General features: G+C 73.4%; 10 protein-coding genes. 6 read left to right on the forward strand and 4 right to left on the reverse strand.

Annotated elements, in window-relative coordinates:
* Positions 1-133: 133 nt before the first annotated feature.
* Positions 134-2,251: a bifunctional glycosyltransferase 87/phosphatase PAP2 family protein gene (locus ACFWRV_RS00790; RefSeq protein WP_384326467.1), complete on the reverse strand. Its 2,118-nt coding sequence runs from the start codon at positions 2,249-2,251 to the stop codon at positions 134-136.
* Positions 2,252-2,445: 194 nt separating this feature from the next.
* On the reverse strand, positions 2,446-3,627 hold the full coding sequence (locus ACFWRV_RS00795) for a serpin family protein (RefSeq protein WP_384326469.1): 1,182 nt from the start codon (positions 3,625-3,627) through the stop codon (positions 2,446-2,448).
* A gap of 63 nt (positions 3,628-3,690) precedes the next feature.
* On the opposite strand from ACFWRV_RS00795, the gene ACFWRV_RS00800 reads away from it, so the two are divergent.
* Complete coding sequence (locus ACFWRV_RS00800; protein WP_384326471.1) at positions 3,691-4,179, forward strand: GNAT family N-acetyltransferase; 489 nt, start codon at positions 3,691-3,693, stop codon at positions 4,177-4,179.
* A 52-nt stretch (positions 4,180-4,231) separates the two neighbouring features.
* Here the strand turns inward: ACFWRV_RS00800 and ACFWRV_RS00805 are convergent, their stop codons facing one another.
* Positions 4,232-6,361 (reverse strand): DHA2 family efflux MFS transporter permease subunit, encoded by a 2,130-nt coding sequence (locus ACFWRV_RS00805; RefSeq protein WP_384326473.1) that lies wholly within the window; start codon positions 6,359-6,361, stop codon positions 4,232-4,234.
* 180 nt (positions 6,362-6,541) lie between these two features.
* Between ACFWRV_RS00805 and ACFWRV_RS00810 the strand changes: the two genes are divergently transcribed.
* Positions 6,542-7,792, forward strand: a complete 1,251-nt coding sequence (locus ACFWRV_RS00810) for a peptidoglycan-binding protein (RefSeq protein WP_384326475.1) — start codon at positions 6,542-6,544, stop codon at positions 7,790-7,792.
* A gap of 216 nt (positions 7,793-8,008) precedes the next feature.
* Positions 8,009-8,671 carry an HAD-IA family hydrolase gene (locus ACFWRV_RS00815; protein ID WP_384326477.1) on the forward strand — a complete coding sequence of 221 codons (663 nt, stop codon included), beginning with the start codon at positions 8,009-8,011 and terminating at the stop codon, positions 8,669-8,671.
* A 129-nt stretch (positions 8,672-8,800) separates the two neighbouring features.
* Here the strand turns inward: ACFWRV_RS00815 and ACFWRV_RS00820 are convergent, their stop codons facing one another.
* Positions 8,801-9,538: an ABC transporter permease gene (locus tag ACFWRV_RS00820; RefSeq protein ID WP_384326478.1), complete on the reverse strand. Its 738-nt coding sequence runs from the start codon at positions 9,536-9,538 to the stop codon at positions 8,801-8,803.
* Positions 9,539-9,950: 412 nt separating this feature from the next.
* Between ACFWRV_RS00820 and ACFWRV_RS00825 the strand changes: the two genes are divergently transcribed.
* From ACFWRV_RS00825 to ACFWRV_RS00835, 3 genes are all read left to right on the forward strand, one after another.
* Positions 9,951-10,595 (forward strand): HNH endonuclease family protein, encoded by a 645-nt coding sequence (locus tag ACFWRV_RS00825; RefSeq protein ID WP_384326480.1) that lies wholly within the window; start codon positions 9,951-9,953, stop codon positions 10,593-10,595.
* Positions 10,596-10,744: 149 nt separating this feature from the next.
* Positions 10,745-12,481 carry an alkaline phosphatase D family protein gene (locus tag ACFWRV_RS00830; RefSeq protein WP_384326482.1) on the forward strand — a complete coding sequence of 579 codons (1,737 nt, stop codon included), beginning with the start codon at positions 10,745-10,747 and terminating at the stop codon, positions 12,479-12,481.
* 112 nt (positions 12,482-12,593) lie between these two features.
* A complete protein-coding gene (locus ACFWRV_RS00835; RefSeq protein WP_384326484.1) occupies positions 12,594-13,043 on the forward strand; it encodes a DoxX family protein in 450 nt (149 codons plus the stop codon).
* Positions 13,044-13,114 lie beyond the last annotated feature (71 nt).

Here is a 13,114-nt window from a genome sequence, read left to right on the forward strand (position 1 = left end):
ACGGTCCCGAGTGGCGGCCGCGGCCGCGCGGGCGGACGATGGAGCTGCGGCGATCCATGCCGAAGGGGTGCCGGGACGGTGAACGTCGTCCCGGCACCCCTTCGGCCTGCTCCGGTGTTCGCCGGGGCGTGCCCTAGGTGCCCGAGACCTTCTCGGCCGGTTGGCGTTCCGGTACGAGGGCGGGTTCGGGAGACTGCTTCGGTTCCGTCGCCGCGGGCTCGGCGGGTTCCGCGACCACCGGTGGCGCGTCGGTCGCCCGCTCCTCGTCGGTCACCAGCTTCCGCGGCCCCGACAGCACATACGTCAGCCCGAAGCCCATCGCCACGACCAGGGCGCCGCCGGCCGCGTCGAGCACCCAGTGGTTGGCGGTGGCCACGATCGCGGCGATCGTGAAGAGCGGGTGCAGCAGGCCGAGCGCCTTCATCCACAGCTTCGGGGCCAGCATCACGATCACCACACCGCACCACAGCGACCAGCCGAAGTGCAGCGACGGCATCGCCGCGTACTGGTTGGTGACGGTGGTCAGCGTCCCGTAGTCGGGCTTCGCGAAGTCCTGCACCCCGTGGACGGTGTCGATGAAGCCGAGCCCGGGCATGAGCCGGGGCGGTGCGAGCGGGTAGAGCCAGAAGCCGACGAGCGCGAGCAGCGTGGCGAATCCGATGGAGGAGCGGACCCAGCGGTAGTCGGCGGGGCGGCGCGCGTACAGCACGCCGAGGATCGTCAGCGGGACGATGAAGTGGAACGTGGAGTAGTAGTAGTCGAAGAACTCACGCAGCCAGGTGATCTGGACGACCGTGTGGTTGACCCAGTGCTCGATGTCGATGTGCAGCCACTGCTCGATGGCGTGGATCTGCCGGCCGTGCTCCTCGGCGAGCGGGCGGCCCGCCCGGGCGGCGAGGCGGACCTGGGCGTAGGCGTCGTAGACGACCCGGATGAGCAGGAGTTCCAGCAGCAGGTTGGGGCGGGTGAGGACCCGGCGCCAGAACGGCAGGAGCGGCACGCGTCTCCAGCGCGCCGCGACCGGTTTCGCGTAGTCGGTGGGGACCGGGTGCTGCCAGTACGGCGAGGTGCGGGGCAGGAACGGGGCGAGGCAGGCGGCGCCGAGCGCCACGAGGAGCAGCACGTTGTCGCGTACGGGGAAGAGCGCCTCGATGTTCGGCAGCAGCATCGTGCCCGGCAGGGTGACGACCAGCACCACCACGGACGGCCAGACCAGCCGGTCGGAGGCCCGCTTGCCGACCCTCCCGACGACCGCGAGGAGCACCCAGAGGAGCTGGTGCTGCCAGGCGGTCGGCGAGACGGCGACCACGACGCAGCCGGTCACGGCCACCGCGAGGAGCAGCTGCCCGTCCTGGGCGTACCGCACCGCGCGCCGCAGCCCGAAGAACACGACGGCGGCGGAGAGCACCAGGAACAGGGCGATCTCCAGCGGCCCTTCGAGGCCGAGCCGGAGCAGCGCCCCGTGCAGGGACTGGTTGGCCAGGCTGTCCGGCCGCTCCCCCAGCCCGGCGCCCGCGAGGTGGTGCACCCAGTACGTCCACGAGTCCTTCGGCGCGGCGGCCCAGGCGGCGGCCGTGGCGAGGGCGAAGGTCACGCCCGCGCTCACCGACGCCTGCCGCCTGCCGGTCAGCCAGAGCAGGGCGGCGAAGAGCAGCAGCACCGGCTGGAAGGCGGCGGCGACGCCGACGAGGACGCCCGCCGCCCGGTGCTCCCGGACGACGAACCAGGCCAGGAGCACCAGCAGGACGGGCAGGATGCTGGTCTGGCCGAGGTGCAGGGCGTTGCGGACCGGCAGCGACAGCATGAACAGGCTGATCGCCACGGGGGCCGCGAGCAGGGCCGTCCGGCGGCCCATCGGCGAGGGCAGGGCCCGGGCCGCGACGAGGCCGAGAGCCACGACGAGCAGCAGGGACCCGAACGTCCACGCGACGCCCAGGGTCTGCTGGGCCGTTGCGGTGAGCGGTTTCAGGACGAGGCCGGCGAAGGGCGTCCCGGTGAACCGGCCGCTGTCGTACAGCGAGCCCGTCATGTGCAGGACGCCGTTCTCCCCGATCCAGGTCTCCAGATCGAGGAGCCGTTCCCCCGGTGGCTGCCGGAGCACCACCGCCACCTGCCGTACCGCCAGCACGGCCACGACCAGCCAGAGCAGGACTCTGGTCAGCCCGGCCCCCGCTCCCGTGTCCGCCGCCGCGTCACCGCGCACACTGTGATCCGCATTCACCACGCTGCGCCGACCCTCCCACCGTTCCATGCACCGCCCCTTCGAGTGGGGGCCATGCAGGATGAAGCCTCGCATTGCCCTACGAGGTAGACACAATCAACCCCCTCTTTGCCTGACTGTCATCCTGCTTGGGGCCGGAAGAGGTCGTCCGTGCGGATGACAACGGCCGGCGGCGGATGGCGGAGAGCCTCCGTTGGGCCCCTCACTCCCCCTCCCGGCGGGCCTCAGGCGTCCGGGCCGGCGGGGGCGTCCGCCTGCCAGGCGGTGAACAGGGGTACGTCGTCGGCTCCGGCCAGCACGACGATGCCGAAGGGGCGGTCGAAGGCGATGTGGTGCACCCGCCGCGGCCCGGGGGCGGAGCCCGCCCGCATCGCGACCACCGTCACGGCCGCGGCCTCCACGCCCTCCTCGGCGATCTTCAGGACGGCTTCCTGGACCACGTCGGAGAGGGCGAGGCGTTCGGGTGAGAGGCCGGAGAAGTCCGCGTCGTCGGAGGTGGCCAGCCGTACGCCCAGAGCGGGCAGTTGCTCGGTGACCGGCACCCGCGTCCGCAGGGCGAGCCGCGGCAGCCCGATGGTGACCCGGTCGGCGTCCAGCGGGGCGCCCGTGGTCCGGGACGCCCAGCCCACGGGCAGCACCCGCTCCGGCCCGGCCCCCGGCTCCCCCAGGACGAAGCGGACCCGGGCCCCGGGCCCGCCGCCGGGTTCCCGCTCGCAGCGCAGCTCGACGACGGACGTGCCGCCGACCGTCCAGGCGTCGGCCGACGGCACGTCCTTGATCATGGTCGGCACCGGGCCGACCGCTCCGGCCGCGTCGGTGAACAGCAGGTTCTGCGTCCGCGCGCCCTCGAACGGATCCTCCCAGCGGGCCTTCAGCGCCAACACGTTGACCAGGGCGAGCAGGGTCTCGTCGGTGATCTCCAGCGGCAGCCGCTCGATCAGCCCGCCGGTCGTCTCGCGCACCCAGGCGTCGACGGCCGCCGGGTCCATCGGGCCGAAGCGGACGTCCGGCAGCGCTTCGCGGTACGCCCGCAGCACGGGCACCCGGCTCCAGACCCGGGTGGCCACGCCGAGCGCCCCGGTCGCCGCCAGCTCGCGGGCCACCGCCGTGACGGCCGGGGCGGCCTCCCGGTCCGCGGCGCCGAGGAGGGTCCGCAACTCGGCGGCGGTCGCGCCGCGTGCGCCCGCGGCGACGGCGGCGAGGGCGAGCCACAGTCCGGCGGGCGAGCAGACGAAACCCGGGCCCGCCTCCGTACCGCCCCCGCCCCGGCCCGCTGCTGGTGCGGCGGCGGCGGTGGTCATACCGTCCCGTATCCAGCGTTCGGCGAGGTGTTGGATCGTTCGGGTCGTCGTCACGGTCGTGGTCGTGGCGTCGGTCTCGGACACGCTCGCGGACACTTCAGTCACTACTGCCCCCTCCACAGGAAAACTGCGTCGTCGTCAGGCCGTGCGGCAGCAAGAATGCCCCACATGACCTGGACCGTGGCCGCCGAACGATTCGACTCCCCCGACGCGAGCGCACTGCGCCGTGACTACTACGACGAGGTCGCGAGCCGCTACTGGCAGCGGCCCGCGACCGCCGAGGAGATCGCCGCCGGACTCGACGACGACGGGGCCGACCTGCTCGTACCGCCGACCGGCCAGTTCGTCGTGGGCCGGTACGGGAGCAAGGCGGCGAGCTGCGCCGGGCTGGTGCTGACGGAGGCCGCGGGACCGGGTACGGCGGAGCTGACCCGGGTCTACGTGCGGCCGGCGTTCCGGGGGACGGGCGGCGGCGGGGTGCTGCTGGCCGCGGTGGAGGAGGCGGCGCGGGCGTACGGCGTACGGCTGCTGCGGCTGGACACCCGCGACGACCTGGTCGAGGCACGGTCGCTGTACGCGAAGCACGGGTACCGGGAGGTGCCGGCGTTCCACCGCCGTAATCCGTACGCGGAGCGCTGGTTCGCCAAGGAGCTGTGACCTGGCGGGCGACGCTTCGGGCGATCCGCGGCGGGCCGGGCGTTCCGGTGGGTCAGGCGGAGGGGTGGCGGTGGTCGTGGCCGTGGTCGTCGTGGCCGTCCCGGATCCGGCTGCGGGCCTCGCGCTCGTCGTGGCGCAGGTGGGCCTCGTGGTCGCGGGGAGGCGCCGGGGAGTGGGGGCGCTCCTTGGTCGAGCCACTGACCTCGGCGGTCAGTTCGCTGACGAGTCTGACCAGGTCGGTGGGGCGCTCGGGGCCCCACCAGTCGCCGAGGAGTTCGGCGAGGGAGTCCTCGCGGGCCTGCGAGAGCCGGACGACTGCTTCGGCCCCGCTGTCGGTGAGGATCATCTGCAGGCCCTCCCGGCGGGCCAGTCCGCGCTCCTCGACCTGCCGGGCCGCGTCGGTGATCACGTGCAGCGGTACGGGAGCGGTCTCGGCGAGCCGGGCGGGTTCGACGGTGCCGTGGCGTCTGATCCGCAGGAGCAGCCAGCTGGCAGCGGGCAGCAGGTCGTACCCCGCCCGCGCGGTGATCTTCTCGTAGATCTCGCGGCGTCCCTCCCGGGTGGCGAGCACCGACAGGGCGCGGGCGCACTCGTCGTACGAGGAGCGCTCGACGGGGTTGGAGGCGAGGGTCTGGCTGGTGTCCGGGGCGGTCACCGAGCCCCGGAGCCTGTCCTCGCGGAGGAACCAGGCGAGGACGAAGGCCAGGAGGACCACCGGGGCCGCGTACAGGAACACGTCCGTGATGGAGGTGGAGTACGCGCTGAGGACGCCGGGCCGCAGGTCGGCGGGGAGCTGCCCGATGGCCCGGGGGTCGGCGGACAGGCTCCCCGCGTCGATGCCCGGCGGCAGCGGCGCTCCGGCCAGCGCGTCCGTCAGCTGGCCGGTCAGCCGGTTGGTGAAGACGGTCCCGAAGACGGCCACGCCGAACGCCGCGCCGATGGACCGGAAGAACGTCGCGCCGGAGGTGGCGACCCCGAGGTCCTGGTACGAGACGGAGTTCTGGGCGACCAGGACCAGGACCTGCATCACCAGGCCGAGGCCGGCGCCGAACACGAAGAAGTAGACGCTCATCAGCCAGGTGGAGCTGGACTCGTCGAGGCGGTGGAGCAGCAGGAGACCGGCGGTGGTGAGGGCCGTGCCGAGGACCGGGAAGACCCTCCAGCGGCCGGTGCGGCTGACGATCTGGCCGGAGGCGGTCGAGGTGATCAGCAGACCGAACACCATCGGCAGCATGTGCACACCGGACATCGTCGGGGTGATGCCGTGGACCACCTGGAGGAACGTCGGCAGGTAGGTCATCGCGCCGAACATCGCGAAGCCGATGACGAAACTGATCACGGCGACGAGCGTGAAGGTGCGGATCTTGAACAGTTTCAGCGGCAGCACGGGTTCGACCGCACGCCGTTCGGCGGCGATGAAGGCCACGAGCAGGACGACGGCGAGCACCGCGAGCGCGATGATCTGCGGGGAGGTCCAGGCCCAGGTCGTACCGCCGAGGGAGGCGATGAGCACCAGGCTGGTCGCGACGGCCGCGATGAGGAAGGTGCCGAGGTAGTCGATGGTGTGCTTCTCGCGGCGGACCGGGATGTGCAGGACGGCCGCGATGACGCCCAGCGCGACGACGCCGATCGGCAGGTTGATGTAGAAGACCCAGCGCCAGCTGAGGTGTTCGGTGAAGAAGCCGCCGAGGAGCGGTCCGAGGACGCTCGTCACCCCGAAGACCGCGCCGAAGAGGCCTTGGTACTTGCCCCGTTCGCGCGGGGTGACGAGGTCGCCGACGATCGCCATCGACAGCACCATGAGCCCGCCGCCGCCGAGCCCCTGGAGGGCCCGGAATCCGATCAGCTGGGGCATGTTCTGGGCGACTCCGCAGAGCGCGGAGCCGATCAGGAAGATGACGATCGCGGTCTGGAAGAGCTTCTTGCGGCCGTACTGGTCGCCGAGCTTGCCCCACAACGGGGTCGCCGCGGTGGCAGCCAGCAGGTAGGCGGTGACCACCCAGGACAGATGGTCGAGACCGCCGAGCTCGCTGACGATCGTCGGAAGCGCCGTGGAGACGATGGTCTGGTCGAGTGCCGCGAGCAGCATGCCGAGGAGCAGCGCTCCGATCGCCACCAGGACGCTCCGGTGGGAGTGGCCCTCACCGGGGGCCGGGGGCGGCGGGCTCAGCTGCTGGGCCATGGGCGTCTCCTCGATTGCCGGGCCATGGGCGTCTCCTCGGTCCGCTGATCCACTACACCCCCATCCTGGCCGTTCTGCCCCTTTATGGCCTGCCGACGGCCGGCCGAGCCGCGGCGGGTCGTTGGGCTTCCCCGGAGCGGGCTGCATAATCGCAGGCAGTTCAAGGGGAGGGGACCCACGATGACCGGACACGCATGCCGGGAGTGCGGAAGACGGACGGCCGGGGAGGCCGGCACGGAGCACCGGGTGCCGTGCCGGTGCGGCGCGAGCGCGCGTTCGGCGCCGCTGACGGAGGACGAACAGCGCGCCGCCCGTACGGCGGAGATCGCCGCGGCCGAGGACTTCGACCCGCTGCGCATCCGGCCGTACGTGACGCTGGCGGACCATGTCGTGACGCCCGGGGACAGGGGCGGTTACGGGGACGGAGCCGGGAGCCCGGAGCCCGGTAGGCGGGTGGACGCCCCGTCCGGTACCGGTACGTGGGAGGGCGCGGGTTCCCGAACCGGTGCGGCGGGGTCCGGCGTTCCGGGAGACGAGCTTCCGGGGCCCGGCGTGCGGGGGGACGAGCTTCCGGGGCTCGGCGTTCCGGGGGCGGCGGCCACCACGATGCCGCTGTTCGTCGGCGACGGCGACGGCGACAGCACGGAGGCAGGTAGAGGTACGGGGACAGAAGCGGGCGTGGGCGCGGGGGCGCGCGCGGGCGCGGGCAGCCCGGCCGGCGCGCCGCACCCCGGGCCGGACGGGAACCGGGACCGCAGGCGTACCGCCGGCGCGGGCGGCCCCGCCTTCGGCCCCGACCCCGTGCAGCCGCGCCGCAGGCGTCCCTTCGGGGCCCTCGCCGTGGGGGCGGCCGTGGCCGCGGTGGTCGGTACGGCGGCTTTCGCCGGCGGGCTGTTCGGCGGCGACGACAGCAGGGACGAGGCGCTGCCGGAGGCCACGACGAGCGTCCCGGACGCCGAGGACGAACCGGCCGCGTCGGTGGCCCCGTCCCCCTCCGCGTCGGCTGCTCCGTCCCGTACGCCCTCCCGCTCGGCCGCACCGCCGGCCTCGCCGTCCGCGTCCGCCTCGCCGTCGAAGAGCCGGGAGCCCACGCCGACCGCCACCGCGTCGGCCTCGCCGACGGCGAGCGCGTCGCCCGCCCCGGACGGCGGCGCACCCACGTCCTCGCCGTCCGCCGCCCCGCCCGCGGAGTTCGCCGGGCCGTCGCTGCGGCCGGGCGACCGCGGCCCCGAGGTCGGCGTACTGCAGAACCGGCTCCGGGAGGTCTGGCTCTACTCGGGGCCCTCCGACGGGAACTACGACGACCGGGTGGAGAACGCGGTGGCGATCTACCAGTCGTACAAGGCGATCCAGGGCGACCCGATGGGCGTGTACGGGCCGAACACCCGGCGCGCGCTGGAGGCGGAGACGAGCGGAGACGGGCGCCACTGAGCCCCGGACGCCCTGCGGAAGACGAGGGGCGGAGAGGACAGGACAAGGGGCCGAGGGCGGGGGATTGGCGTTCCGGTCCCGGTTTTTGTATCGTGATGGAACAAAGTAGCTCCCGCCCGCACTCCCTGACCGGCGGGCGGGGGTTGCTCTGGTTACCGCCCCGCGGCACGCGCGCCCGGGCGGTTCGCCTACCTCCCCGCGTTTCTGGAGCAGCCGATGCCGGCCACCGTCCTCACCGCACACGCCCTCCTGCTCGACATGGACGGCACTCTCGTGAACTCCGACGCGGTGGTGGAGCGCTGCTGGCGGCGCTGGGCGATCGAGCACGGACTGGACCCCGAGGCCGCACTCAAGGTGGTGCACGGCCGTCAGGGGTACGCCACGATGGCCGTCCTGCTCCCGGACCGCCCGGTGGAGGAGAACTACGCGGACAACCGGGTGATGCTCGCCGAGGAGACCGCCGACGTCGAGGGCGTCGTGCCGATCGGCGGCGCGCCCGCGTTCATGGCCGCGATCGCCGAGCTGCCGCACGCGCTGGTGACCTCCGCCGACACCGCGCTCGCGACGGCCCGGATGGGCGCGGCCGAACTGCCGATGCCCGTCGTCCGCGTCACCGCGGAGCAGGTCGGCGCCAGCAAGCCGGACCCCGAGGGCTTCCTCAAGGGCGCGGCGGAGCTGGGCTTCGACGCGGCGGACTGCATCGTGTTCGAGGACTCCGAGGCGGGCATCGCGGCGGGGCGTGCGGCGGGCATGCGCGTCGTGGGCGTCGGCCCGCGTGCCGCGGCCCTCGCGCCGGACGCCCATGTCACGGACCTGACGCAGGTGCGCGTGGAGGCGGCCGAGGACGGCTCGATCCGCCTGCACATCGACGAGGCCTGAGGGGGCCCGAAGCCTGAGGCACCCCCGGGCCTGAGGCACCCCCGGGGCTTCGGGACCGCCCCATGGCGGCCCCGGGCCCGCCCCATCGCGACCTCGGGCAGCCTCCCGCCCCGCCCCCGGACCCCCGGCTCAGTCCCGGTACAGCAGCCCGCGCGCGATCAGCTCCAGGACCGTCGCGACGGCCACCACCTGCACCGCCATCAGCGCCACCAGGACGAACAGCTGCACGGCGCCCGCCTCCACGGGTGAGGCGCCGCCCAGCAGCATGCCCACGAACGCCCCCGGCAGGGTGACGAGCCCGACGGTCCGGGTCTGGTCGAGCCCGGGCAGCAACGCGTCCGAGGCGGCGGGCCGTACGATCTCCAGCCGGGCGTCCCGGTCGAGCAGCCCGAGGGCCATGCCCGCCTCCACCTCCCCGCGCCGGGCGGTGAGTTCGTCCAGGGCGCGCCGCCCGCCGAGCACGGTCGCGGTGAGCGCCCCGCCGATGAGGATGCCCGCCACCGGAATGAGGGCCGCCAGGCCCCGTACCGGCACGAGCCCCGTGATCAGCAACGCCCCCACCACGGGCAGCACGCCCGCCCCGATCGGCACGGCCGCCCAGCGCCAGGTGCGATTGCCGGTGATCCGGCGGCCGGCGGTCCATACCGCCACGGCGAACATCAGCGCCACGAACCCGAGAAACGGCGCCAGGGAACGGACCACCCAGCCGATGAGCAGGGAGACGGCGGCGAGTTGGGCCGCCGCCCGCACCCCGGCGACGAGGATCTCGCGCGACCGGCCCACTGAAGCCCACGCGGCGACGGCGGCGGCGAGGACCAACAGGACAGCGAGGACGACACCGAGGGTGACGGAGACAGGGAGCAGCACGCGGCAACGGTAGAACCCCACCCATCACCGGCTCCCCCACACCGACTCCGGGCGCCCAACTCCCGTACACCGCACGCGGGCCGCCCGGCTCCCCCGCACCACCCCCGGCATCCGACTCACGCGGCAGCCCGGCTCCCGCACGCCGGCCCGAGGGGGCGTGCCCCCGGAGCCCGAGCGCCCCCGGCCCTGCGACGGGGCGCCCAACACCGCCCGGACAAACCGTCCGTGGCGGTCCAACGCGCTCCCGCGATCCGTCACTCCCCTTGCACACCCCTTGATGTGACGTGCACATGTCGCCACTCTGTTACCTGACGCCCACCCCACAGAAACCTGGCGTCGCCACGATGGCCGGGCGCCACTCGAAGCCCGCTCACCGCCCGCCCAAGCCGCCCCCCACATCAAGGGAGTTCGCATGTCCGGTGTCTACGCGCGTCGCCTCTCCGTCGTCGCCGCAACCGCCGCACTCGCCGCCACGTCCGCCCTGTTCACCGCGCCGAGCGCGCAGGCCGCCATGCCCACCCCGGTCAGCGCGGCGACCGCACGGACCTACCTCGGCCAGCTCACCGTCGGCGCCGAGGGCTCGTCCAGCGGCTACAGCCGCGACAAGTTCCCGCACTGGACCACCCAGTCGGGGGCCTGCAACACCCGCGAGGTCGTCCTCAAGCGCGACGGCACGAACGTCCAGCAGGACGCCTCCTGCGCCGCGGTCAGCGGCAGTTGGTACTCGACCTACGACGGCGCCACCTGGAGCGCCGCGTCCGACGTGGACATCGACCACATGGTCCCGCTCGCCGAGGCCTGGCGCTCCGGCGCCAGCAGCTGGACCACCGCCCAGCGCCAGTCGTTCGCCAACGACCTGACCCGCCCCCAGCTCATCGCGGTCACCGACAACGTGAACCAGTCCAAGGGCGACCAGGACCCGGCCGAGTGGATGCCGCCGAGCTCCTCGTACACGTGCACCTACGTCCGCGCCTGGGTCCACGTGAAGAAGCACTACAACCTGAGCGTGGACTCCGCCGAGAAGAGCGCCCTGCAGTCGGCCCTGAACGGCTGCTGACCCCCTCGCGGGGCCGCCGACCCGCCGGGACCCCGGGAAAGCCGGCCCCGCCCGAGCAACGCCGAGCGCCCGCAGGAACCCGTGCACCCTCCCCGCGCGTTCTGTACGTTACGGAGCCCATCCGTGACGCCGTCGCGAGGAGACAACACATGGCCGGGCTGCGCCTGGGACCACTGCTGCGGTACGTCGACTGGGAGTCCGGGTCCACCGCGACCGTCTGGGTCGAGGCGAGCCGTCCGTGCACCGTGGAGGTCAGGTGCGCGGACGGCGCGTCGGGCGCGTCGCCCACCTTCGCGGTGGCCGGGCATCACTACGCCCTGGTCGTGGTGGAGGGGCTGACCCCCGGCTCCACCACGGCGTACGAGGTGCTGCTCGGCTCCCGGCGCGTCTGGCCGCCCGACGACACCCGTCTGCCGCCGAGCACCATCACCACGCCCTCGGCGGCGAGGCCCTCGCCCACCGCCGAGGGCACGGCGGACGGCACGCCGGAAGGCGCCGGGGCCACGTCGGACGGCGTGCGGATCTCGTTCGGGTCGTGCCGCTGGGCGGCCGCCCCCGGCGGCGGGCACGACCCCGTGGGGCCGGACGCCCTGGTCACCCTGGCCGCCCACCTCGCCGCGGACCCGGCGGCCGAGCGGCCCGACGTCCTGCTGCTCCTCGGCGACCAGGTGTACGCGGACGAGACCTCCGCGGCGACCCGGCGCAGGCTCGCCGCCCGCCGGGATCTGGGCGAGCCGCCGGGCGCGGAGATCGCGGACTACGAGGAGTACACCTACCTCTACGACGAATCGTGGCGCGACCCGGAGGTCCGCTGGCTGCTCTCCACGGTTCCCAGCTGCATGATCTTCGACGATCACGACGTCATCGACGACTGGAACACCAGCGCCGCCTGGCAGCGGGAGATGCGCGCCACGCCCTGGTGGCACGAACGGATCGTCAGCGGGCTGATGTCGTACTGGGTCCACCAGCATCTGGGCAACCTCTCCCCCGCCGAACTGGCCGCCGACCCCGTGTACACGGCGGTCCGGGCCTCGGCCGACGGCACCGAGGCGCTGCGCCGCTTCGCGGCCGAGACCGACGCGGACCCCGCTCGCACCCGGTGGAGCTACCGACGTGTTTTCGGCCGAGTGCGGCTGGTGATGGTCGACACCCGCGCGGCCCGCGTCCTGGCCGAGGACCAGCGGGCGATGCTCGACCCCGAGGAGGCCGAGTGGCTGCGCGAAGCGGTCCTCGACGACCCCGCTTCGTATGATCATCTGCTCATCGGCAGCTCCCTGCCCTGGCTGCTGCCCCCGCTCGTCCACGACGTGGAGCACTGGAACGCGGCCCTGTGCGCGGGCGCACGCGGGGACCGCTGGGCACGCTTCGGCGAGAAGCTGCGCCGCGCCGCCGACCTGGAGCACTGGGCCGCCTTCCCGGAATCCTTCGACCGGTTCACGGAGCTGCTGCGGGAGGCCGGAAGCGGTCCGGACGCCCCGGCGACGGTATGCGTCCTCTCGGGCGATGTGCACCATGCCTACATCACCGAGCCCCGGTGGCCGGACGCCCGGCCCGGGACCGATCCCGGGGGCGCCCCCGCGTCCCGCATCCTCCAGCTGACCTGCTCACCCGTGCACAACTCGATCCCCCGAGCGATCCGGACGGGATTCCGTTTCGGCTGGAGCCGGGCGGGCCGGCGGATCGGCCGGATGCTGACGCGCCACGGCCGCACCGGAGCATCACCGGTGACCTGGGGCAGGTCGGGCGGCCCCTGGTTCGGTAACCAGCTCATGACGCTCACGTTGCTTGGCCGGAAGTCTGCGCTGACATTGGTCCAGGCCAGAGCGAGCAAGGAAGGGGACCAGCTCGAAGCGGTTCTTGAGCGTTCACTCGCCCCTGAGGATTAGGCGATTTTCAGCCACGCGACAGAATGTTGAAGTTGCAAGCACTGGTGAGGTTTCCCTAACCTGATGCGCTCAGTCGGTTCTCGTCCCCACCACGACCGAAGGAGCACCCCCCATGCTCATCCGCTTGAACCAGGCACAGCCCTACGTCCTCAGCCTCTTCCGCTTCGTCGTCGGCCTGCTCTTCGCCTGCCACGGCGCCGCCACCCTCTTCGGGGTGTTCGGCGGCAACCAGGCGGAGAGCGGAGCCTGGCCCGGCTGGTACGCGGCTCTCATCCAGCTGGTCTGCGGATCTCTGGTCGCCCTCGGCCTCGGCACCCGTGCCGCGGCCTTCCTCGCGTCGGGCTCGATGGCCTACGCGTACTTCACGGCGCACCAGCCGGACGCGCTTCTGCCGCTCCAGAACGGCGGCGAGGCATCGGCGATGTTCTGCTGGGCGTTCCTGCTGCTGGTCTTCGCCGGCCCGGGGGCCGTCGCCCTGGACCGCTTCTTCGGTTCGCGGAGCGCGGCGGACACCGCCGAGAGCACGACGCGGCACGAGAAGGCCCCGGCCGTCTCGGTCTGACCGGCGCCCGGCTGCCCCGGGACGCAGGGGCCCGACCCCGGGCCCCCCGCGTCCCGGCGCCGTCCCGCGTG

The sequence above is a fragment of the Streptomyces sp. NPDC058576 genome (genome assembly GCF_042718715.1).
Classification (GTDB): domain Bacteria; phylum Actinomycetota; class Actinomycetes; order Streptomycetales; family Streptomycetaceae; genus Streptomyces.

Excerpts from the sequence above, each read along its gene's own strand:
- ACFWRV_RS00830 (WP_384326482.1), top strand. The coding sequence starts at position 10,745 with ATGGCCGGGCTGCGCCTGGGACCACTGCTGCGGTACGTCGACTGGGAG.
- ACFWRV_RS00805 (WP_384326473.1), bottom strand. The coding sequence starts at position 6,361 with ATGGCCCAGCAGCTGAGCCCGCCGCCCCCGGCCCCCGGTGAGGGCCAC.
- ACFWRV_RS00790 (WP_384326467.1), bottom strand. The coding sequence starts at position 2,251 with ATGGAACGGTGGGAGGGTCGGCGCAGCGTGGTGAATGCGGATCACAGT.
- ACFWRV_RS00810 (WP_384326475.1), top strand. The coding sequence starts at position 6,542 with ATGACCGGACACGCATGCCGGGAGTGCGGAAGACGGACGGCCGGGGAG.
- ACFWRV_RS00825 (WP_384326480.1), top strand. The coding sequence starts at position 9,951 with ATGTCCGGTGTCTACGCGCGTCGCCTCTCCGTCGTCGCCGCAACCGCC.
- ACFWRV_RS00800 (WP_384326471.1), top strand. The coding sequence starts at position 3,691 with ATGACCTGGACCGTGGCCGCCGAACGATTCGACTCCCCCGACGCGAGC.
- ACFWRV_RS00815 (WP_384326477.1), top strand. The coding sequence starts at position 8,009 with ATGCCGGCCACCGTCCTCACCGCACACGCCCTCCTGCTCGACATGGAC.
- ACFWRV_RS00835 (WP_384326484.1), top strand. The coding sequence starts at position 12,594 with ATGCTCATCCGCTTGAACCAGGCACAGCCCTACGTCCTCAGCCTCTTC.